The 21,857-nt window shown below is 37.2% G+C and carries 20 protein-coding genes; 3 read left to right on the plus strand and 17 right to left on the minus strand.

The window, feature by feature from the left end:
• Positions 1–3: 3 nt before the first annotated feature.
• The 4 genes from L4F92_RS07035 to L4F92_RS07050 all read right to left on the minus strand — a co-directional run bounded on the left by L4F92_RS07035 (position 4) and on the right by L4F92_RS07050 (position 5,705).
• Entirely contained in the window at positions 4–909 is a 906-nt protein-coding gene (locus L4F92_RS07035; RefSeq protein WP_250363186.1) for an OmpA family protein, read from the minus strand.
• A 139-nt stretch (positions 910–1,048) separates the two neighbouring features.
• Positions 1,049–2,278, minus strand: a complete 1,230-nt coding sequence (locus tag L4F92_RS07040; RefSeq protein WP_250363187.1) for an HlyD family type I secretion periplasmic adaptor subunit — start codon at positions 2,276–2,278, stop codon at positions 1,049–1,051.
• A 9-nt stretch (positions 2,279–2,287) separates the two neighbouring features.
• Positions 2,288–4,453, minus strand: a complete 2,166-nt coding sequence (locus L4F92_RS07045; protein ID WP_250363188.1) for a type I secretion system permease/ATPase — start codon at positions 4,451–4,453, stop codon at positions 2,288–2,290.
• A gap of 4 nt (positions 4,454–4,457) precedes the next feature.
• Positions 4,458–5,705, minus strand: a complete 1,248-nt coding sequence (locus tag L4F92_RS07050) for a TolC family protein (RefSeq protein WP_250363189.1) — start codon at positions 5,703–5,705, stop codon at positions 4,458–4,460.
• A gap of 192 nt (positions 5,706–5,897) precedes the next feature.
• Between L4F92_RS07050 and tesB the strand changes: the two genes are divergently transcribed.
• Together tesB and L4F92_RS07060 are read left to right on the plus strand one after the other, a co-directional pair.
• Positions 5,898–6,761 (plus strand): acyl-CoA thioesterase II, encoded by an 864-nt coding sequence (gene tesB / locus L4F92_RS07055; RefSeq protein ID WP_250363190.1) that lies wholly within the window; start codon positions 5,898–5,900, stop codon positions 6,759–6,761.
• A gap of 8 nt (positions 6,762–6,769) precedes the next feature.
• A complete protein-coding gene (locus L4F92_RS07060) occupies positions 6,770–7,648 on the plus strand; it encodes a ferritin-like domain-containing protein (protein WP_250363191.1) in 879 nt (292 codons plus the stop codon).
• Positions 7,649–7,687: 39 nt separating this feature from the next.
• On the opposite strand, the gene L4F92_RS07065 is transcribed toward L4F92_RS07060, so the two are convergent.
• The 7 genes from L4F92_RS07065 to L4F92_RS07095 are packed head-to-tail and all read right to left on the minus strand — an operon-like array spanning position 7,688 to position 14,603.
• Entirely contained in the window at positions 7,688–8,779 is a 1,092-nt protein-coding gene (locus L4F92_RS07065) for a lytic murein transglycosylase (protein WP_250363192.1), read from the minus strand.
• 24 nt (positions 8,780–8,803) lie between these two features.
• Complete coding sequence (locus L4F92_RS07070) at positions 8,804–9,607, minus strand: glycosyltransferase family 2 protein (protein WP_250363193.1); 804 nt, start codon at positions 9,605–9,607, stop codon at positions 8,804–8,806.
• Positions 9,607–10,491: a glycosyltransferase family 2 protein gene (locus L4F92_RS07075; RefSeq protein WP_250363194.1), complete on the minus strand. Its 885-nt coding sequence runs from the start codon at positions 10,489–10,491 to the stop codon at positions 9,607–9,609. The genes L4F92_RS07070 and L4F92_RS07075 overlap by 1 nt, the downstream gene beginning before the upstream one ends.
• Positions 10,484–11,671 carry a hypothetical protein gene (locus tag L4F92_RS07080; protein WP_250363195.1) on the minus strand — a complete coding sequence of 396 codons (1,188 nt, stop codon included), beginning with the start codon at positions 11,669–11,671 and terminating at the stop codon, positions 10,484–10,486. The genes L4F92_RS07075 and L4F92_RS07080 overlap by 8 nt, the downstream gene beginning before the upstream one ends.
• Positions 11,671–12,444, minus strand: a complete 774-nt coding sequence (locus tag L4F92_RS07085) for a glycosyltransferase family 25 protein (RefSeq protein ID WP_250363196.1) — start codon at positions 12,442–12,444, stop codon at positions 11,671–11,673. The genes L4F92_RS07080 and L4F92_RS07085 overlap by 1 nt, the downstream gene beginning before the upstream one ends.
• Before the next feature lie 10 nt (positions 12,445–12,454).
• Positions 12,455–13,636 (minus strand): lipopolysaccharide biosynthesis protein, encoded by a 1,182-nt coding sequence (locus tag L4F92_RS07090; RefSeq protein WP_250363197.1) that lies wholly within the window; start codon positions 13,634–13,636, stop codon positions 12,455–12,457.
• The gene (locus L4F92_RS07095) at positions 13,626–14,603 is read right to left on the minus strand and encodes a polysaccharide pyruvyl transferase family protein (RefSeq protein ID WP_250363198.1); all 978 of its coding nucleotides are present in this window, start codon (positions 14,601–14,603) and stop codon (positions 13,626–13,628) included. Before L4F92_RS07095 ends, L4F92_RS07090 begins: the two co-directional genes overlap by 11 nt.
• A gap of 151 nt (positions 14,604–14,754) precedes the next feature.
• On the opposite strand from L4F92_RS07095, the gene L4F92_RS07100 reads away from it, so the two are divergent.
• Entirely contained in the window at positions 14,755–15,501 is a 747-nt protein-coding gene (locus L4F92_RS07100; RefSeq protein WP_250364576.1) for a YdcF family protein, read from the plus strand.
• A gap of 66 nt (positions 15,502–15,567) precedes the next feature.
• Here the strand turns inward: L4F92_RS07100 and L4F92_RS07105 are convergent, their stop codons facing one another.
• The 6 genes from L4F92_RS07105 to metF all read right to left on the minus strand — a co-directional run bounded on the left by L4F92_RS07105 (position 15,568) and on the right by metF (position 21,678).
• Positions 15,568–16,752, minus strand: a complete 1,185-nt coding sequence (locus tag L4F92_RS07105) for an NRAMP family divalent metal transporter (RefSeq protein WP_250363199.1) — start codon at positions 16,750–16,752, stop codon at positions 15,568–15,570.
• Positions 16,753–16,793: 41 nt separating this feature from the next.
• Positions 16,794–17,534, minus strand: a complete 741-nt coding sequence (pxpA, locus tag L4F92_RS07110) for a 5-oxoprolinase subunit PxpA (RefSeq protein ID WP_250363200.1) — start codon at positions 17,532–17,534, stop codon at positions 16,794–16,796.
• Positions 17,521–18,453, minus strand: coding sequence for a biotin-dependent carboxyltransferase family protein (locus L4F92_RS07115; protein WP_250363201.1), 933 nt, complete (start codon positions 18,451–18,453; stop codon positions 17,521–17,523). The genes pxpA and L4F92_RS07115 overlap by 14 nt, the downstream gene beginning before the upstream one ends.
• Positions 18,450–19,100 (minus strand): 5-oxoprolinase subunit PxpB, encoded by a 651-nt coding sequence (pxpB, locus tag L4F92_RS07120; RefSeq protein WP_250363202.1) that lies wholly within the window; start codon positions 19,098–19,100, stop codon positions 18,450–18,452. Before pxpB ends, L4F92_RS07115 begins: the two co-directional genes overlap by 4 nt.
• 171 nt (positions 19,101–19,271) lie before the next feature.
• A complete protein-coding gene (locus tag L4F92_RS07125; RefSeq protein WP_250363203.1) occupies positions 19,272–20,645 on the minus strand; it encodes a YdgA family protein in 1,374 nt (457 codons plus the stop codon).
• Between the two features lie 151 nt (positions 20,646–20,796).
• Positions 20,797–21,678 carry a methylenetetrahydrofolate reductase gene (gene metF / locus L4F92_RS07130; protein ID WP_250363204.1) on the minus strand — a complete coding sequence of 294 codons (882 nt, stop codon included), beginning with the start codon at positions 21,676–21,678 and terminating at the stop codon, positions 20,797–20,799.
• Positions 21,679–21,857: the final 179 nt, after the last annotated feature.

Genomic DNA, 21,857 nt, shown 5'->3' on the forward strand with positions numbered 1-21,857 from the left:
TAATTAATCTTTACTCTTGCCTAGAACTGAAATCTCAACACGACGATTCGGTTGGTTGCAACGAATTCTTTCTGATGTTGAAGAAGTTGTAGCACGACAATTGGCAACTTTTAGCTCTTTTTCTCCATATCCAATAGCTTCAATAGGTAGAGCTATGCCCTCTTTTAATAAGAGCTGGCGAACAGTATTTGCTCGTTTTTGAGATAACTTGAGGTTATAGCTATCTGAACCATCTGGATCAGTATGACCTTCTACGACAATTTTTGTAATTTGATTAGAATCAAAGGATTTGGTTTTTTGAGCAAAATCCTTAATATCATTTTTACCTTTAGGTTGAATATCTTTATACCCTGATTTATTAATAGGGAATAATGCACTCGCTTTAATTTGCATATTATCTACAATAAACTCATTACAATTTGCTACTGAAACAACGCGAGAAATCGTATTTGTAGACAATGAAAGATTTTTTAGTTCCTCTTTAGCAACTTCTGCGGGAACTTCTCGAAGAATTGGAAGTTGGTTTTTAGATATACCGATTTTGAGATAGGTTACAGAATGAGATGGCAGGATATAAGTTTCTCCTTTATCTCGATTCCAATATCCATTTGAGTTACTTAATGAAGATGTAAAAGAATGTTTATTTGCACATATCGTTGATGCGGAATAAGTATTGTGAGATAAAGAACTTTGATAATCTCCATCAATAAAAATATTCGCTGCTGAATTAGAAGAATCATTCTCACGATAAAATACTACAACCGCTTGATTTTCTTTTAATGACGGAACTGCAAATGGAATATTTTCTACATTATTCCAATGCTCTAATGAAGATGCTGTATTCGTTTGACCTGAACAGGCAACGATGCCAGAAACCATCCCCAAAACAAAAACTTGTTTTAGCTTCATAAAATTTCCTCTAGATGAAAAGATAACCATTCCATTGATAATTGGATGGAAAAGATACAACAGTTTACCATTTTCTCACGAAAGAGAATGATACGCTACCAAAAAGTAGATAAAACACTCAAAAAATGTATAACTTTTATCACCGCTCTTGTAATGCTTGCTTCATTCTTGTTATCGGCTTTGTCAAATATTCAAACACTGTTTTTTCACCGGTTTTAATATCAACAGTGGCAACCATTCCGGGAAGAACTGGTAATGTATTTCCAGTTTTATCTGTAAGATGGCTACCATCTGTTTCAATCAAAACGCGATAAAATGAAGCATTAGGATTAAGCTTTAACTCATCACCTGCACGTTTATCTTGTAACGTACCGGGACTAAGTAAAGTAACCACGCCATCTAGCCCACCATAAATAGCATAATCATAGGCTGTTAACCGCACTACCGCTTTCATTCCGGGATGTACATAAGCAACATCTTTTGGATTAATATAAGCCTCCACCAGCAATTTTTCTTCGATAGGCACAATTTCCATAATATCTTGACCTGCTGAAATAACTCCCCCGATCGTATTCACTTTGATATTTTTGATGACGCCTTTTAATGGAGCTCGAATAAGCGCACGCTCAACAGGATCCGCTCGCATTGCAAGGTTTTCTTTTGCTTGATCCAATTCACCTTGTACTCTCGCAAGCTCTGCATTAGCATCATTAATATACTTATGCTCGCGTTCTGAAATTTGCAATTTAAGCTCTGATGATGAACGTTTCATTCTCAATAATTCCACTTGAGATACCGCCCCTTTCTTTACCATCGGCTCTGTAATGTTAATTTCAGAATCAAGAAGTCTCTTGCTTTCTTTTAAACTTTTAATTGCGGCAAAAAGCGCTTCTCTTTTCGCTTTATAAACGCCCTCCTCACGTTTGACAATATCGGAAGGAAGCTTTTCAGGAAATGTAGGATTTTTCCCTTCAATTTCTGCTTTTAAGCGAATAGAAATTGCCTCAAGATTATCCACTTTAGCTTGAATTTCACGTAACACGGCGGAACTTCTCGTATCGTCAAGTTTTAGTAAAACTTGTCCTTTTTCCACTTGTTGCCCTTCCTTTACAAGCATTTCACTCAAAATTCCGGGATCTAAACTTTGGATAATTTGCTCGCGGCTACTAGGAATAATACTTCCCTGCCCTCTTGTTACTTCTTCTAATTTACTAAAATACGCCCAAATAAGAAAAACAAGTAGGAAAGCGCCTAGTAACCATAAAATAGCAAAGGTTTTCTGATGCTTTTCTTCCTGCATTGCTGCGTGTAAATCAGTCAATAAATGTAAATCTTTGCTATTTACAATACTTTCTTTGTTATTTTTCATTTACTCTCTCTACTCTCCATTTTTCGTTACTGCTTGAGAATTTTGAGCTTGTGGATTATTTTGCTCACTCAGTTTTTTTAAGACCGCATCTCTAGGACCATCCATCACAATTTTACCGCTTTCAACAACGACAACTCTGTTTACCAAACGTAATGCAGACAAACGGTGCGTAACCACCACTAAAGTACGATTCGCTGCCCATTGTGCGATAGCATTCAAGGCTTGTAATTCATATTGTTGATCGAAGCTGTGTGTTGGTTCATCTAATAAGACAACTTTTGGATCTTTTAACATCATTCGCGCCAAAGCAATAGCTTGACGTTGTCCACCAGATAAGCCCTGTCCATTTTCGCCTAGCGGCATATCTAAACCACGAGGATGACTACGAATAAAATTCATCAAACCTAAACGCTGTAATGCCAATAATAAAGTTTGATCTGAAGGATAACTATCTGTACGAGCAATATCTAAATTATCACGTAATGTCCCCAAAAATAGACGCGGGTTTTGTTCTAGTAATAATACTTGATTACGCAGATAATAAGGATCAAGCTGTTGTAAGTTAATATTATCCAAGGTAATACTTCCTTCAGTTGGACGATATTGGTTTACCGCTAATTTAAGTGCGGTGGATTTTCCACTACCAATTCTTCCTAAAATTGCCACTTTTTCACCTGGTTGAACCCGTAAGTTAAAGTTTTTCAGTACAGGGGCATCTTCATCACTATATTGGAACGCCACATTAGTGAAATTTAATTCTCCCTTAACTTGTTTTAAGCTAACGTAATCACGATCTGAAGATTTTTCAATAGGACGTTGGATAATTGCATCAACCCCCTTCAAGGCAACCCAAGCCTGTTGAAAGCGAATAGCTAAACCTGCAATTTGCCCCAATGGTGCTAAAGCACGTCCCGATAAAATAACCGCTGCAATTAATGCCCCCATTGTAATACGTGAAGACACCTCTTCTGCATGAATGAGATAAGTACCATACAATACCAAAAATACTGTATTTAATTGCTGTAATGCAGTAACAAGATTGACTACGAAGTTACTAATATCTTTTACTTTTATTGAAGAATAAGAGCTTTTCGCAGTAAAGAAATCCCAACGCTTCTGCGCCCATAACATTGCGTTGTTATTTTTCAGCGTTTCAATCCCTTCAATTGCTTCTACTGCCAAACCTTGACGCTGTGAAGATTCACGCATTGACTCATTGATCGCTTTTGACAATGGGAACTGAGCAAGCACCCCTATCAGAATAACAAGTGGAATTAAAATACTTGGAACGATTGCCAATTTCCCACCAATCAAGAAAATAACAGTAATAAATAATAATAAGAAAGGTAAATCAACCAAGGTCAGCAAACTGGCACTGGTTAAAAACTCACGAACAGACTCAAAGTCACGCAAGTTATTTGCATAAGATCCCGAAGAAGCTGGACGATCTTGCATTTTTAGCGACATTACTCGCCTAAATAGCATCGAGCTAATAATAAGATCGGCTTTTTTCCCCGCAATATCTGTTAAATGCCCTCGTAAGGTTTTTGCTAAAAACTCAAAAGAAATCGCTAAAAATACACCAATACTTAGCACCCAAAGAGTTTCATAAGCTTGATTCGGAATAACGCGATCATAAACATTCATTACATAAAGTGAACTGATCAACGCCAAAATATTTATCATAAAGGTAGCAGCAATCACTTGATAGTAATATTTTTTAAACCGCCAGATAATGCGGAAAAACCAAGATTTTGGTAGCTCATACTCTGGCAGCTCAGAACGTGTATCCTGAGCCAATTTTGGTTTGATAAACCAGCAGTAACCTAAATATTTCGCATTCAGATCTTTTTCTGCTAAATCTACAAATAATCCACTTTCTTGAGCTAAACGATAGTATCGTTTTCCGTCCTTATTTTCCTTAATTTCAACTAATACTGCTGCCTCTTCATTTTTCAACAAAATGACGACTGGCATAGCTAATGACGGAATTTCATTTAGCGGTCTTTCTGAAATACTATTATCAAAGCCTTCACTTCTTAAATATTCACAAAGTGCTGAAAAATCCGCACTATTACCGCTTTTGCGAATGGTATGCGCACTTAATGTTGCCACGGATAGTGGCGAACCTAATAATTGAGTTGCCAGCGCTAGATGTTCAATAATATGTTTCATTTAATTATTTTCCATTAACCCATTTTCTCAATGTACCTTGAGAAGAAAGATAATCTAATACAGAATGACGTAATTGGTATTCAGAATTCACTTTGCTTAACTGTGCGGAAAGCAATTCATTTTCTGCATTCAACAATTCGAGCAAAGTTCTTTTAGCAATTAAAAACTGCAACTTATAGAACTCTATGACTTCCTCTTGTGTTTTAATCTGATTATTCAACGTCTTAATATGAGTTTGATATTCTGATAAATTCAATAAAGCTAACGATTTACGCTCTTCAATATCAAGGTTTGCTTGTTCTAAATTACTTTCCGCTAGCAACAAACGCTCTGCTCGCTCTTGCACTTGGTAAGCACTTTCTGGGTTATACACATCCCAAGACATATTCAGATAAACGACTTGATCATCACGCGTTGCCTGACCAATAAGGTCTAATTTTGGCAAACGCTCTGCTTTTCTTGCTTCTAATTCTGCATTAGCATCTTCAATTTCAGAATTGGAAACTTGAATAGTTGGATGAATATTTTTATCTGAGGAATACTTTGCAACAAGTTTTTCCGTGTTTAATCCATTAAAAGGATCGGAAATTTTTTTAATATCAATAGAACGACCTGAATAGCGTTTCAATTTATCCGCCATTGTTTTTAATTCTCTTTCGGTGCTATTAATTTGCTGCTCAATAGCATATTTTCTTGCTTGAGCTTGTACAAATTCCGAACGGCGTCCTTCATCATAATCGGCGATTACATCAATATCATTTAATATATTATCAATACGCACTAAACTTTGTCTTAGCACATTCAATGTTTCTGAGGCACGTAATGCCATTAGGTATAATTCAGTAATGGTATAACCTAACGTTTCTTGGGTTTCATCAATTTTATAACGATAAGTCTGCTCTGCTTTTTCCGTCTGTTTTACACGCTTTTCAACCGCCCCAAAAGAATAAAGATTCAATGAAAGCTGCGCCCCTGGCGTAAATTTAGATGACTTATTTTCCGTATAACGATGGTTTTGATGCATATTTTGCTGAGCAAATACAGACAATCTTGGTTGATGCCCTGCTTGTGCCTGCTTTACTTTAGAATTAGCAATTTTTTGATTGGCTTGTGCTGCTAATACTTTAGGATCTTTTTCAAAGGCTTTGCGAATAACACCTTGTAACTGAGAGGAATCAGCCCACGTACTTCCTGCCACTAACGATAAAAATAAAACTTGAACCTTTTTCAAAGGGAATACCGACTTTTTCATAAACACTCTTCCTAAGCGAATTAAATAATAATTTGGTTTTACCTAAACGCGTAAAATAAATTTGGCGAAATATACCACAGTAACAGTTAAAAAACATTAAATAATGCCAGAAAATAAGGAAAAAGACTCTTAGCGTTAAGAAAAAATTCCCGTAAAATACACCGCACTATTTTTTATAAAAAGGTGAATAAAATGTCTGTGGTACTCAACCAACTTATTGACTTGCTCAAATTGGAGCGATTTGATGATTTTCTCTTTCGTGGACAAAGCCAAGATTTAGGTTTACGTCAAGTATTTGGTGGGCAGGTGGTAGCACAAGCACTTTCTGCGGCAATTCAAGTTGCACCAAAAGATCGTCTATTACATTCTTGCCACGCTTATTTCCTCGCGCCCGGGGATAGCCTCTACCCAATCATTTACGATGTGGAAGTGCTGCGCGAAGGACATCATTTCACGGCAATGCAAGTGAAGGCCGTTCAGCATAATCAAGCGATTTGCCATATTACTGCCTCATTCCAAATGGAGGAAAATGGCTTTGATCATCAAACGACAATGCCAAATGTGGGTGAGCCAGATAGCTTTCTTGCTGAAAATGTGGCGTTGCAAAAACTGGTACAATATATTCCTGAGCCAATTCGTGAGAAATTTACTGCCGACCGGCCTTTTGATATTCGTAGCAAATACATCAATAATCCTTTTCAAGGCAAGGTGTTGCCACCCGAACAATATGTTTGGGTGAAAGCGAACGGTGAAGTCCCACAAGATCGCGCTATTCAGCAATGCTTATTGGCGTATTTCTCTGATTTTCATCCATTGCTCACTGCCCTTCACCCACATCAAAAAGGCTTTTTAGAAGCAGGAATGAAATTGGCAACCATTGATCATTCTATTTGGTTTCATCGTGCCGGTGATCTTAATGATTGGCTACTTTATGCCATTGAAAGCCCTAACGCCTTCGGCGCAAGAGGCTTATCTCGTGGGCAAATTTTCGATCGCCAAGGGCGTTTAATTGCCACCACTCAACAAGAAGGTTTAATTCGATTTAGTGAAAAATAAGGAAAAAAATGACCGCACTTTTAATCACACAACTTTGGGAACAGGTTACACAAGCCTTGCAAGAAAAAGATCCTGCGAAAAAATGTGAACAAGTAAACGCCTTATATAGCGAACTGTTACCTCGCATTGAACAAGCGGAATTGGCGGATTTCCCCGTGGTAAAAAAAGATCAAGAAATGGCTACGTTTCCGGATAAACCCAAATTGGTTGCACCACACGCTGTGCCAAAACGTTCTTTTGCCACACAAGAAGGCTATGCAGCGACATTACACGCTATTGCTCATATTGAATTTAATGCGATTAACTTAGGCTTAGATGCAGCGTGGCGTTTTGCCCGTGAAGCGGAAAAAGAATTAGGCGAAGGGTTGGCTTTTACTCGTGATTGGTTACGCGTTGCTTATGAAGAAAGCACGCATTTTACTTTAGTAAACAATCATTTAAAAACCTTAGGTTATGAATATGGCGATTTTGAAGCACACGCGGGATTATGGGAAATGGCACAGGCTACCGCACACGATATTTGGGAACGAATGGCATTAGTACCGCGTGTTTTGGAAGCAAGAGGCTTAGACGCCACACCAGTGATGCAAGAAAAAATCGCACAACGCAAAGATTTTGATGCGGTGAAAATTCTCGATGTTATTTTGCGTGATGAAATTGGTCACGTTGCTATTGGTAACCATTGGTATCACGCCCTTTCTGCCAAACGAGGACTGGATGCAATGCAATGTTTCAGCGATTTATTGCGTAAATATCGTATTGTGATTTTTAAAGGTGCAATCAACACAGATGCCCGTATTCAAGCAGGTTTCACCCAATTTGAATTAGATTGGATTTATGAAATTGAGCAGACTTTAAAATCGCATATTAAGGCAATGAAAGGATAAAATTTTCCCTTCTTAGAAAAAGAAGGGAAAATACTGACCTTATCCCCCCACTTTCGCCCGAATACGATCGGCAAACATTCCTATACTTACCGCAAAATAATTAGAACGATTCCAGTCAAGCAAGGTGCGGAAATTGTTTGAAACTAAGAAAGTACGTCCATTTTCACCATCTGGTTGCACCAGCCATAAGGTTGTATGAGAAAGTGCGGTGAGATTTTGCGTACTTTCTAAATTGAAGGATTTGAGTTCAACGCCTTGAGCTTGCCAATCTTGTAATGAACGCGCTTTGTGCGTTTCAATGCCTGTTAAATTTGGGCTAATATAGTGATTTAAGCGTACTTCTACGCCCCAAGGTAATTTGTCGTCCCAACCCACCGTATGTAAATAACGGGCGATAGAAGCAAAGACATCATAATGGTTTTTCCAGATGTCTTTTTCACCATCACCATTGCCATCTGCGGCATAGCTAAGGTAAGAACTTGGCATAAATTGTGTTTGTCCCATTGCGCCTGCCCACGAGCCTTTCATTTTATGGCGTTGAATATGATCACGTTCTAACATTTTCATTGCCGCAATAAATTCTTTACTGAATAATGGCTCACGGCGTCCATCAAAAGCAAGGGTTGCTAATACGGAAAGCACATCATAATAGCCTTGATAATAACCGAAACTACTTTCCATTCCCCACAGTGCCATTAAATATTCTTTTTGTACGCCAAATTTTTTACTCGCACTTTCTAATTGTGGTAACTGTTGCCAATAACGTTCTTCCGCAATGTTCACTTTATTTGCCGTTAGCACTCGATTAAGGTAGCGGGTTACACCATTAGGATTAACCACTTTTGGCGCACTAGGATCACGTTTTTTTACTTTCCCCGCTTGTTGTTTATCCAATGCCACTGCTTTAGGAATATATTGAATATTTTGTTGTGCATTTAGCACCGCACTTGAAATTCCTTGCCCTGCGGCTTTGGCTTTTAAAAACTGTACATAATCATCAAAATTATTTAATGTACGAGGCTTATTATATTGCGCATTTTCCCCCACGGGTTTAATGGAATCATTACTTGAGCAGGCTGATAATAAAACGGCTGAAAATAATGAAGTCACTATTAACTTTTTGCTAAACATTGGCTTTCCTTAAAAAATAAAACATTATTTACGTAAAAATTTATATACCAATTTCAATAATGAAACAGGCAATAAACGTGGTAAAACCCGTAATAAAAAAACGACAAATCCCGAAATAAGCGATTGTAATTGAACTTTCCGTTTTAATTTAAATAAATTCCATTCACATTTCGCTTGAGCTAAGCCTCGGCGACGAGACACCATTCCATTCCCTACACGCGCATAAACTAAAATATCAGGCAAGTTAGCGACATTTTGCGGATATTTCGCCACCAAATTAATCCATAAATAATAATCTTCCTGAATATCTTGGTAGCCTCCCGCAGCCAATACCGCTGCTTTTTGGTAGGCCACGGTCATATGGTTAAAGGGGCTACGCATTTTCGTGAAATCAACAATCTCTTTCGCCTCAGTGGGGACATTACGATAGCTTACAATGTCTTGAATATCCGTACCAAATTCAGCAATTTGCCCTCCAAAAATAATGGTTTCAGGATGTTGCTTAATAAAATTGATTTGTTTTTCAAAACGCTGGGGATCACAAATATCATCCGTATCCATACGCAACACCCATTCATTGGTACAATGCCGTAACCCCTCATTTAATGCTTTACCTAACCCTTGATTTACAGGTAATTTAACTAATTTTAACGGTAAAAAATTCACAAATTTTTGCACCGCACTTTCTAGCTCAGGCGTGACTGCGCCATCAAACACTAAAACAATTTCGTCTGCGGGCAAGGTTTGTGCGCGCAAACTTTCTAAGCATTCACGCAAGTATTGTGGGTTTTCCTTTATATATAAGGACATTAAAACTGAAAATTTCATTAGATAAACCTTTTCAAATGAATGGCTAATTTCGGTGAAATAAAAATAATGATTGCAATAATCAATGGTTTGATATTCTTGCTTAATTTAAACATTTTCCAATAATAAATACTCGCCTTGCGTGATAAATTCATAATATAAGGATAAGCAAGCATATAAAGTGAATTTATTGCAAAGCGTTGTTGCTGAATAGGCGTTTTCACATAATTTTTCTGAATAAATGCAATCGCTTGTTCCGTATTGATTAAATTCGTTGAAACGCTCGCACGTTGAGTATGAAATGTACATTCAGTTAAAGCGTGATCGACATAGCACGGTTTTAATTCGGGTGATGAAATCACTTTTAATACAAATTCATAATCTTCCAACGATTTTAATTGGGTTGAAAGCCCATCTAAAGCGAAAAAGAAAGATTTTTTAATCCCTATCATCGGCATTCCACCGATTTTATTGGCTAATAACATATTTTCTAAACTGAGATCTTTTTGCTGTGTCAAAGGATGCGTAACATAGCTAAACTTTTCATTAACCATTACGCATTTTGCAGGATGATAAATAAAATTCATCACTGGATTTTCTGCAATTTTTTTTCCTAAGATTTCACATTTATGCTTTTCAAAACGGTCATCATCATCTAAAAATAATAGCCAATCTTGCGTTGCATTTTTTGCCCCAATATTACGGCTTTCTGCTGCCCCTTGATTTTGCTCATTACGAATAACGGTTACCTTAAAAGGATAATCTTTCTTGATAATCACCTTTTCTTTAGAACAATCATCAACAATAATGACCTCAAAATTATGCACGGTTTGCTGAATTAAATGTTCTAATAAGGCTGGAATTTCCTCTTGCCGATTATAAGATGGCACGATAATACTAAACATTTTGTTTTCCTTCTTTTCTAAATAAGAAGAGATTTTTCCCTTGCTGTCCAAATAAAGATAAGAACATTAGTAGCACTAACATTATTCCCGGGAAAGCATAAGTATCCGCTTTAATATTTAATACGGAAAATATCAATAATGTAGATAAACTAAATAGCCAGCTCCCATTAAACCAATTTAATGCAACTTTACGCACAAAATAGGCGGTAAATAAAAAACAAATGGCTAAATACCCTATTCCACCATAAAGTAATTGGCGTAAAAAACCACTGTCTGTCAGACCATAATATTTTCCATTTGGCATAATATATTGTCCATCACCCCATAGAAATTGGTTTAATTCGGGAATAAATAAATGGCGCTTCATTAATGTATCTGTTGATGAACTAGTCAGCCCTTGATGATTTAGTAAATTAATTAACGGTTCTAATGCGTGAGCGACATAAGGATTTTCAGGGCAATAGAATGCCAACCCTAAACAGAGCAATCCAAATAAGAGTACAGCAGGAAGATATTTCCATTTAAAATAAATGGCAATGCTTACCATTGAAAGCAATAAAAATGTTCTTCCTGAAATAAGCCCAATACATAAAATTAAAAATAAATACACCGCACTTAATTTATTCTGCACTTTGTTGTAAGCCAGTAAGAAATGTAACAAAAATAGATAAAAAGCACTTAATTGGAAGAACGCCGATGAAGTCAGATTATATAAACGATATTCTTGTTCTGAACCATAAAAACGTGGCAGTAGGATATGGCTTGAAATCGCCAACTCTACCATAAACCCAATTCCTATTAATGCTGTAATGCCAACAATCCATTGAATAATAATACCAATTTTTAAATCCCGAATAAGCAAGCCTTTCCCCTGCTTATTAAAATAAAAAACATTATAAATTCCAATAGCAAAAATAAACAAAATAAGGGTTTTGCTGTATTGTAATAAAACAGAATAATCTTTCGTTTGGTGTAGCCACATTGGAATTGCACTTAACGCAATTAACGTAATAATTGCGATTAAACTATCTAAAGGAATAAAAATGCCTTGTGAACGTTGCTTTTTTAACACCTGATAAGCCAAGTAAAAAAGCGTAATGCTGCCAACAAAAAATGCCATTCGGAAAAAATGAAATAGCCAAGGATCATAAAGATAAAATAAATTAGCTAGCGCAGACATTATTTTCCACCTATTAGATTACGCTTAATGGCAAGTAATTTTTTCAATGGATATTTCATTAATTTTTGCCAAAAATAATGTTTGGCACTGCCACGCACCGCTTCTAAATTACTCATTAATGTTGGATTTTCAATGGCTAATAAAGGGCGAATAACTTGTGTATCTAAAAAAAATTTATTTTCAAATAAAATATAATCATCGGCTAACCAATAGGGTTTTTCTTCTGCTAAGAAAGGTTTTACTGCAGATTTTTTAATTAAATAAGCGACCGTACCGGCAAAATAATTACGGTAAGGATATGAATAAGAAAACCCAGTACCAGAAATACGATGACGTAAAAAGGAAAAGGTGGTTGGATAATTAATTTCTAATTCTGAATGATTGAAATGATCAATTTTTGATTGTCCAATAAGTATAATATCTGCCTGAATATTTTCTTTAAGCAATGCCGTTAAATGACATTGAAAATCTTGATTAAACAACGCATCATCTTCACAAATTAAACAATATTCATCTTCTTGAATGCTTGTATCCTTGGCAATTAAAGCATATACCGCCAAGTGGCTTAATGTACAACCAATTTCCCCTTTGGTTACGTTTCTTCCATAGCGTTGTAAAAATTTTTCTTGATCATAAAGTGCGGTGAGATTTTCTGGCGTTTCTTGCATCGTATTAATGGCACTAAACACCGTAAAATCTTGTGTATCAGGCTGAGAAAAAAACAGTTCTCGGCGTTGATGATCTTTATCTAAAGAAATAAGAAATTTTTTCATTTTATCCAACTTAATTAATTACTTTTATTGGGAACTTATAATAGTAAATCAGTGAAATCATCAATCTCACTAAACTCGCGCCAATTAACGCGTAAGCCACTCCATATACCCCTTGCTCTTTGAAAATAAAAAATAAGCCAATTAACACAAGGATAGAAATAATTTGGCGGGTAAATAATAAGACTTGCTTACCTAAAATTAGCATATTTTGTGATAACAGCCAAGAAAGCCCCGCTAATAATGAATTAATAATAAACCATAATAACACAGGCGCAACTTCAACATAGGCATTACCAAAAAATAAATGAATAATTGGCTCTGCTAAAAATGGCACAATAATCACTGCACTAATTCCCATTAATATGATAAGCCCTAACACGGCACGAATACGATTTAGGTTATTAAGTAAACCTGAATAATAATAATCCACCATCATATTGATAATACGAGTTAGCAAAGCATCAAAAGCAATGCAAACAGTATATAAACCTAGGGTATAATTGCCCATTAACGCGACAATTAGAAATCGGTCTAAATTCACTGTTGTCGCACCAAAAACTTGTAGTAAGTTTTGTTTTAACCAATTTTTAAAGAAATTAGTTGGAATAATCTTTTGTATTTCCATTTTTTGCTTAACTTGCTTTTCTATTTTATTTAGGGCATAAAGTGCAAATAAAGCCTGTATTGATGTTAAAATTGTTAAGAGTTGAGCCACTTTTTCTAAATGTTGCTGACCAAAAAGAAAATAATACCCGCCATATAGGCCTACGGCTAAAATAGGCTGTTGCAAAGAAAGTAAGCGATAAAGAGATAAATTAGCATCAATTTTACTTTTTTCTAGGGTAATCGTAAAAATAGCGGTAAAAACAACATTTAAAATAAATAAATAATGAAATGATGTAATATTAAAAAATAAAAGCGCAAGGCTGGATACAAATAGTGAAAATAATAAAAAAGCCGCAAAATAATAACGCCAATGATGATATTGGTTATTACGCATACAAAGTGCAAGAGAAAACCCTACTCCCCCCGTGGCAATCGTAACCACATAGGTAACAGAAGTAATAAAAAGCTGCAATGCACCACGTTCTTCCACTGCAAGCAAACGAGCCAGTAAAAAGGAACTCACCATTGTGAGTCCCGTGGTTAAGAAGGTGGTAATCAGCAGTTTTGTAAAGGATTTATTCTTCATAAACTTTCACAAAATCAATATCTTGCGTCCATTGATGATAATAGCCTAAATTTTTACCATAAGAATTATCACAAACTTCATTAGGGAGTTCTAACAAACAAGAAAAAATATGCCCGTGTAATCGGCTTGTTACCACTAAATCATAGCCTTGAAAAATCTCCTTGCAACGTTCAATTACCGCCAAGCTATGGCGATACCATAAATTATTAACAACATTTTTTAACCAAGGTTGATGATATTTATTGGCTATTTTCGCCAATCCGCTACAAATACGTTCATAATATTTATCTTGAGTGGTAAGAATATCTTCCCAATCTTTTATTTCCGCACTTGTAGGCAATGCGGCTTGGATATTTTTTTCCAAATGGCTTGCTTCAATATCTTTACGCAAAAAATATAAGGTTTTTTCTGCCGATTTTTGCACCGCACTTTGCTTTTGCAACAATGTTGAACCATAAAGTTGATGTGCCATATCAGGCGATAAAAACACCTTATCAGAAAACTGTGCTTTCATTAATTGATAAGTGGCTTGATCACGTGCAAATAAATAACAATCTTTATGCGCAAAAAAAATGGCTGCTGATTTTTCTTTTGCTTGCGGGTGAGAAAAATAGGCGGTTTGTGGCATAACAATAATGCGATTATTCGGAAAGGCTTGCACCAACGCCTCACGCATTGCCTGAATTGCGGGGTAAAGATCACCAAAATTACCACCGCCGTGGCACACTAAGGTCGTCGTCGGCTTGACATATTTTTTTACTTCATCAAGATCGAAGCTTTGTAAACAACGTCTTAATCGAATATGAATTTGATAATCCTGAAAAAACGCCTCTGTTCCCGCATAAATGAGCAAATCCCCCACATTTAGATGGAGCGGATAATCAAAATACAACACATCATTTTTATCCACGATCACATCAAGGATTTGCTTTAAATCTTGTTTCAGAGAAACTAAAATCTCGTTCATTGTTTAACCATCTTTCCTATAAAGCTGCTTATCAGCGTAAAGTGGCTATTTTAAAACAGAATCCGCCAGAGTTCCAAAAGGATTGAGTATCTTTACAAAAGATTACAAGCCCTTTATGCTAAACAGCAAATTGTTCAACTCAACATTATTTATGTATTTACTCACCAAACTTATTACAGCCCTCATTCTTCCGCCATTTAATGTTTTGATTTTATGGATTTTTTCTTTACTTTTTGCGAGAAAACAATACAAAAAACTGAGCCTTATTTGCAGTGTTTTAGGCATTACAATGTTGTATGTGTTCAGTATTCCCTATACCGCACAAAAATTGCAAGATAGCCTAGTTAAAGAACCCCCACTCAGCCTTGCCGATTACAAAACAGCACAAGCAATCGTCGTGCTAGGTGGTGGCTTACGAGATAGTAACGAATTATTTGGTCCGCTTGCTGTGCCTGCCATTCCTCTTGAACGCTTACGTTATGCTGCTTATTTACATCAACAAACCCAATTGCCTATTTTGATTACTGGTGCAAGTCCAAATGGTAATTCGGAGGCTAAAATTATGGCAAAAGAGCTACAAGATTTTTTCCATACCCCAACGCAATGGCTAGAAGAAAAAGCACAAACAACCATTCAAAACGCACAATTTACGCGGACTTTATTAGAAAAAGCGCATATTCAACGTATTATTTTGGTAACAAATCAATGGCATATGCAACGTGCAAAATTCTTATTTGAAAAACAAGGATTTCGTGTTCTTCCTGCAAGCGTAGGCAATGGCATTACCCCTGAAAGTTATGGCTTAACCCTGATGCACTTTATTCCCCAAGCCAGTGCAATGCCTGCGAATATGCAAGCCCTAAAAGAGTGGCTCGGTTATTGGAAAGCAAAATTTTAAACGCGATCACGCCCCAAAAAAAGTGCGGTGATTTTTCACCGCACTTTTTGTATGCTCAAGTCGCCATCACGCCATTAGGTTGCCAATGTATTTTGATAAGGTCATTACACTTAATACTGCCATCAAAATCACCACTAATGCGCCTGCTGCCGTCATCCAAACAGGGTGTTTGTAGTCTCCGACAATTTTATTACGATGTGCTGCGAGTAAAATTAATCCGAGTGAGATTGGCAGAATTAAACCATTTAACGTTCCAACAAAAACAAGCACTTGTGCAGGTTTCCCGATAGTTGCAAGCACGGCGGTAGAAATAACAATAAAGACAATAATCCAGCAATTTCTATGCTTAGCAATAAATGGTGAGAAAGTGGTTAAGAAAGAAACGGAGGTGTAAGCCGCCCCAATGACAGAAGTAATCGACGCTGCCCAAATCACGATACCAAAAATAATTAAACCCAGATTACCTGCCACGTGAGAAAAAGGCGTTGCGGCGGGGTTAGCTGGATCAAGTTTTACACCTTGCGAGACCACGCCTAACACAGCAAGGAATAACACCACGCGCATAATTGATGCGATCAAAATGGCAGAAACAGAACTTTTACTGACTTCTTTTAAGGCGTCTTTCCCCGTTATCCCTGCATCAAGTAAACGATGCGCACCAGCAAAAGTGATATATCCTCCAACCGTTCCCCCAACTAAAGTGACAATTGCAATCACATCAAGTTTTTCTGGCATAAAGGTATGAACCGCAGCCTCAGCAATTGGTGGTTGGGCATTAAGCGCAACATAGATTGTTAGTGCGATCATCACAAAGCCCATCACTTGTGCAAAGCGATCCATTATTTTTCCCGCTTCTTTAAAAAGAAAAATACCAACCGCAATTGCTCCACTGATAATCGCGCCAGTTTCCGCAGGCAAGCCTGTCAGGATATTTAACCCCAAGCCAGCGCCACCGACATTACCAATATTAAATGCTAAGCCACCCATTACAATTAATACTGCTAAGAAATAACCTGCCCCCGGCAAGACCGCATTAGCAATGTCTTGTGCTTTTTTCTCCGAGACGGCAACGATACGCCAAATATTTAATTGCGCCCCAATATCAAGCAGAATAGAGAGTAAAATCACAAATCCGAAGCTCGCGAATAAAGTTTGGGTGAAAGTTGCGGTTTGAGTTAAAAAGCCGGGTCCAATCGCAGAAGTTGCCATCAGAAAAGCGGCACCTAATAATGCACTGCGGTTTTTTATCATAAAATACTCCTGTATATTGTTGTTATTCGTTTGTTTTAGGTTTAATTTGATTTCAGTTGAATGTTGTGTTCTGTTAAAGCCTGACGAATTTTTTCGGCAAAAGAAATGGCGTGTTCACCGTCTCCGTGCAAACAAATACTATCCGCTTTGATTGGCACGGCGACTCCCTCAATGCTAGGCACGGTACCTTGTAGCACCATTTGTAGTACTTGGCTAATCGCCTCATCATCACTTTCTACCATTGCATCTGGGCGAGTACGAGGCACTAATGAACCATCAGCAAGATAATGACGATCGGCAAACACTTCTGAAATAATGCCTAAGCCTTGTTGCGCTGCTACATTCAACATTAAACTTCCCGATAAACCCATTAATTTAAGTTTGGGATCAAAAGCTTTTAAGGTTTGTGCAATCAACGTCGCCAGTGCTTCGTCTTTGGCTGCTTGGTTATACAAGGCACCGTGCGGTTTAACATAAGTCAGTGGCACATCTTCCGCTTCGCAAAGCGCTTTAATTGCGCCAAGCTGATACAGCAAACAGGCTTTCAATACTTCATCAGGCAGCTGCATATTCGTGCGACCGAAATTCTCCCGATCGGGAAAACTTGGGTGTGCGCCGACTTGTACTTGATTTTCTTTCGCCCAACGAATCGCTTTTCGCATTTCGTTAAAATCCCCTGCGTGTAAACCGCAAGCGACATTGGCTGATGTTACAAGCTGTAATAAGCGTTGATCATTACCACAGCCCTCTGCTAAATCCACATTTAAATCAACGTGTTTCATTTACTTTTCTCCTTATTTGGGCTAAATAATCTTGATTTTGTTGATAACGTTCCCGTGCCTCTTGATGAGAAATGACAGAAAAATGCACCGCACTTTCTAATGGTGTTTGCGCTAAACGCCCCAAATCTGCCTCGATTACACAAGCAATTTTAGGATAACCGCCCGTAGTTTGGGTGTCCGCCATTAAAATAATCGGCATTCCGTCTGGCGGTACTTGCACTGTTCCCATTGGTGCGGCGTAAGAAAGCATTTCCAACGGTTGGGTGAGATTGAGTTTTTGCTCACCACGAAATCGGTACCCCATTCGACTGCTATTTTTTTCTAATCGCCAAGGTTGATGTTGCAAATCTTGCTGACTTTGCACCGTGAACGCCGTAAATTCTGATGAAGCAACAAGATGAATGCTATTTGTGAAATCAATCGGTTCAATACTGATGGAAGAAAGGAAAGTATCACGTTTTGCTGTTGCTAAGTGATCTCCCGCACGCAGTAAGCGCCCTTGATAGCCACCAAATCCTGCTTTGAGATCTGTGCTGTAAGCGCCTAGCACTTTTGGCACATTAAAACCACCAGCGACACAAAGATAAAGATAGTTCCCCATTGTGAGCCGTTTGACCGTTAAACGCTGACGTGTTTTTGCGGTGTATCGCCAATAAGAATAAATCGGCTGGTCATCAAGAAAGGCTTCGCACAACGCCCCCGTTAAACAAAAAGGCGTATCGCAATCAAAAGTAAGACTAAAACCACCTAAGGTTACTTCAATGGCGGCACTATTAGGCTCATTTTTCAGTAAAAGATTACCCGCCTGTAATGCCAATGCGTCCATTGCACCTGCGTGTCCAATGCCAAAATTACGAAAACCAAAACGCCCTAGATCTTGGATATGGGCAAATCCATACATCGTTTCAATGTAAATCATAGCGTTATACTCTCCACTACAAATTTTACGTTATCCCCCGCCATTAATAACACGGGCGGATCTTGCCGAATATCAAATAATGGCATTTCTGTTCGCCCAAGTAATTGCCATCCTCCCGGTGAAGTAAAGGGATAAACCCCTGTTTGGCTACCACCAATACCTACTGAACCAGCGGGAACTTTGATTCTAGGTTGATCGCGTCTTGGCGTATGAAGATTTTCAGGCAAGCCACCTAAATAGGGAAATCCCGGTTGAAAGCCCATCATAAAAACCGTATAAGTAGGGGCTGTGTGGCGTCGAATAATGTCTTCTGGTGTGGTGTGATGAAATTTTGCAACATCAAATAAATCTTCGCCAAATTCCCCACCATAATGCACAGGAATTTCAATTAATCGACTTTCTCGGACTTGAATTTGCTGCTCGCTTTGTTGCCAATAGTGCAAAACTTGTTGCTCAAGTGCGGTTGGATTTATGTCAAAATGATAAAACAAGGTGAAGTTATTCATTCCCACCACCACTTCTTGTATATCTGGATGCTGACGCATTTGCTCCGCAACAAGCCAAATACGTTGTTGTTTTTTTAACTCCGCAGGTGGCGGTAAAGAACAAAGAAGAGAACGTTCGCTGGTTAAAGAAAAAGTTAGCATAAAACACCCCTAACTTGTTAATAAGATGTTATTTTTCTAACGTTCTTTCAACATACTGTCAAGGGAAAAATGCAGAATTTTACTTAAGATAGAATTTATTCAAATTTGATAAGTTATTTTTATTGAAAAATAAAAAGCCACTTCATTTCCCAAGTGGCTTTTATCATTAAATTAACGCATATTCATCATTAGTAAGAAGAATGTCATTACAACTTCTTTCTCCGAGAGTTCTTGATGATTAAAAATGAGTTTTTGTTTTTCTTTATCCAAAAAGAGGTTAAACGTGGCGTTATTCTCTTTTATCACTAGCAGATTATGCTGTTCGGCATCAGAAAAATAATGCTGGATAGTATTTTCAATTTCTTGCTCTGGTTCAATATGACCATACACCTCAGATAAGTTTGTAGCCAATTGAACGACACCTTTTTTCTCTAACTTGGCATTAATTTGAAACTTATTAAATGCCTTGAAAAGTTTACTGCTTTCAATTAATGACGGCGCATCTTTATTCAAAGCCATTTCTAGATTTCCGTCTAATGCTTTACCTTTATCATTAAAAAGTTCAAGTTTTGTAATATTCAACACAGGCTGATTTGCCAAAATTTCTGTTTGAACTTGCTCAAAAAGTTGAGTATTAGCACGATTATCTTCATTCAGCTCATTTAACCGATTCAATGCGTCAGCAGAAATATGGTTGATTTCCCCCGCCAGTTTCAATCCTGTAATTGGTTTATTATTTATGGAAATATTTTTAACATCATAATCAAAGTCCATATCTAAGAAATTCTCTTTAACTTTAACATTCCCTTCAGCGTTAATGTTATCAAAAGTGATTTCTTCTTTTTCTGAGGCTTTATTTACAGCAATTTTTTTAATAGTAACTTTGGATTTTCCTTGATAAATATTTTTCCATTGTGTTGGTAAAAAGTCGCCTTCAGTCTCTACATTTTCCGCAATAATGCGTACTCCTTTAGGATCAAGAAAAGAAAACTTACTTGCATTGATTTCAGATTTTCCATATCCTTCCTGATTTAAATTAAATTTACCTGTTATATTCCAACTAATCTCGCCATTCTCTTCCAGCTTATAAACAACATCAGAGTCAATTTTTCCTTTTAATGCTTGGCCATAACTCATTCTTACAACTGTTCTCAATGGATTTTTTCCATTATCTGCAAAATAAGCCTGTGTCTCTGGCGTTTTTTCTACTTCTGTATCCGCAGAAAATAATGCAAAAGAAAAATCATTTAAGGTGATAGGGCCGTGATAAATTTTTCCCACAAAAGGAATGACTTCATTGAAGGTTTCGTCTTTTATTTCTAGCTGATAATGAACATTTGAACTAAAAAAGCCACGATCTAAAACGGCATCTTTAATTTGCACAGAATAGCCTGTGTCAGCAAAAGATTGCTGTAAACGTTGATTACTAAATTGAATATAGTCGATATATTTTTGTTCGGTGATTTTTCCTGTGTACCACGCACCACCGCACCAAGCACCACCAAGAATAGCAAGCAATCCTACGGATAAAACTGATTTTTTCATTACTTTTCCTTTTAAATAAAATTTGCAGAAAAATAACACAATTAGCCATAAATCGCAAAAATCGTATAAAAATAAAGTGCGGTGCTTTTTAAGAGAATTTTATACCATAAAGAAGCAAAAATGAGGTTTCCCCCATTTCTGCTTAATACGTTTACTCTGGACGCACACCAAGGGTATGACAGATAGCGTAAGTAAGTTCACTGCGGTTAAGGGTATAGAAATGGAAATCTTTCACGCCTTCTCGAGATAATACGCGTACCATATCAATCGCTACACTGGCTGCCACTAAGTTTCTTGTTGTAGGATCATTATCTAATCCCTCATACATTTTAGCCAACCAAGCTGGTATTTTCACATTGGTGATCGCTGCCATTTTTTGTAGCTGTTTAAAATTCGTTACTGGCAAGATTCCGGGAACAATTTCGGCATCAATCCCGATAGAAGCACAGCGATCACGGAAACGTAAATAGCTGTCAATATCAAAGAAAAATTGGGTAATAACGTGGTTCGCTCCCGCATCAATTTTACGTTTTAAATTGATTAAATCCGCTTGTGCAGATTTTGCTTCAGGATGCACTTCAGGATAGGCTGCCACAGAAATATCAAAATCTGCCACAGAACGTAATAATTCCACTAAATCAGAGGCATAAAAAGGTTTTTTATCGTATCCTGCCGGTTCATCACCGCGCAATGCGACAATACGGCGAATGCCGTTATCCCAATAATCTTGGGCAATTTGTTTCAATTCTTCTGGGGTGGCATCAATCCCAGTCAGATGCGGTGCGGCTTCTAAGCCCGTTTCTTGTTTAATATGCTTCACGACACTATGAGTACGATCACGTTCGCCTGAATTTGCCCCATAAGTTACCGAAACAAACTTAGGTTTTAAGACTTTCAAACGATGAATAGAATCCCATAAAATTTTTTCCATATTCTCATTTTTTGGCGGAAAAAATTCAAATGATACGTTGATGTTGCCGTTAATGCCTGATAAATGGTTGTTTAATGTATCAATTTCTTTTGCATAGCTCATACATTCTTCCTTTTCATTTTTATACGTTTAGACTGCTTTACGGCTATAAGATAATGGGAAAGCACTGTAGTGTCAATTTTAAAAATTTCATTATTTTATGAAACAAATTCATAGCAAAGCTCTTATCGCTCGCCGATAAATCGGCTATACTTTTAGAAAATCAATCCCTAAAGTTAGGA

The organism is Avibacterium sp. 21-595 (genome assembly GCF_023611905.1).
Taxonomy (GTDB): domain Bacteria; phylum Pseudomonadota; class Gammaproteobacteria; order Enterobacterales; family Pasteurellaceae; genus Avibacterium.

Coding starts and splice junctions, on each gene's coding strand:
- L4F92_RS07080 (WP_250363195.1), bottom strand. CDS start 11,671: ATGTCTGCGCTAGCTAATTTATTTTATCTTTATGATCCTTGGCTATTT.
- L4F92_RS07040 (WP_250363187.1), bottom strand. CDS start 2,278: ATGAAAAATAACAAAGAAAGTATTGTAAATAGCAAAGATTTACATTTA.
- L4F92_RS07095 (WP_250363198.1), bottom strand. CDS start 14,603: ATGAACGAGATTTTAGTTTCTCTGAAACAAGATTTAAAGCAAATCCTT.
- L4F92_RS07105 (WP_250363199.1), bottom strand. CDS start 16,752: ATGATAAAAAACCGCAGTGCATTATTAGGTGCCGCTTTTCTGATGGCA.
- L4F92_RS07045 (WP_250363188.1), bottom strand. CDS start 4,453: ATGAAACATATTATTGAACATCTAGCGCTGGCAACTCAATTATTAGGT.
- L4F92_RS07035 (WP_250363186.1), bottom strand. CDS start 909: ATGAAGCTAAAACAAGTTTTTGTTTTGGGGATGGTTTCTGGCATCGTT.
- L4F92_RS07085 (WP_250363196.1), bottom strand. CDS start 12,444: ATGAAAAAATTTCTTATTTCTTTAGATAAAGATCATCAACGCCGAGAA.
- pxpA (WP_250363200.1), bottom strand. CDS start 17,534: ATGAAACACGTTGATTTAAATGTGGATTTAGCAGAGGGCTGTGGTAAT.
- L4F92_RS07100 (WP_250364576.1), top strand. CDS start 14,755: ATGTATTTACTCACCAAACTTATTACAGCCCTCATTCTTCCGCCATTT.
- L4F92_RS07115 (WP_250363201.1), bottom strand. CDS start 18,453: ATGATTTACATTGAAACGATGTATGGATTTGCCCATATCCAAGATCTA.
- L4F92_RS07090 (WP_250363197.1), bottom strand. CDS start 13,636: ATGAAGAATAAATCCTTTACAAAACTGCTGATTACCACCTTCTTAACC.
- L4F92_RS07060 (WP_250363191.1), top strand. CDS start 6,770: ATGACCGCACTTTTAATCACACAACTTTGGGAACAGGTTACACAAGCC.
- L4F92_RS07065 (WP_250363192.1), bottom strand. CDS start 8,779: ATGTTTAGCAAAAAGTTAATAGTGACTTCATTATTTTCAGCCGTTTTA.
- pxpB (WP_250363202.1), bottom strand. CDS start 19,100: ATGCTAACTTTTTCTTTAACCAGCGAACGTTCTCTTCTTTGTTCTTTA.
- L4F92_RS07050 (WP_250363189.1), bottom strand. CDS start 5,705: ATGAAAAAGTCGGTATTCCCTTTGAAAAAGGTTCAAGTTTTATTTTTA.
- L4F92_RS07125 (WP_250363203.1), bottom strand. CDS start 20,645: ATGAAAAAATCAGTTTTATCCGTAGGATTGCTTGCTATTCTTGGTGGT.
- L4F92_RS07070 (WP_250363193.1), bottom strand. CDS start 9,607: ATGAAATTTTCAGTTTTAATGTCCTTATATATAAAGGAAAACCCACAA.
- metF (WP_250363204.1), bottom strand. CDS start 21,678: ATGAGCTATGCAAAAGAAATTGATACATTAAACAACCATTTATCAGGC.
- L4F92_RS07075 (WP_250363194.1), bottom strand. CDS start 10,491: ATGTTTAGTATTATCGTGCCATCTTATAATCGGCAAGAGGAAATTCCA.
- tesB (WP_250363190.1), top strand. CDS start 5,898: ATGTCTGTGGTACTCAACCAACTTATTGACTTGCTCAAATTGGAGCGA.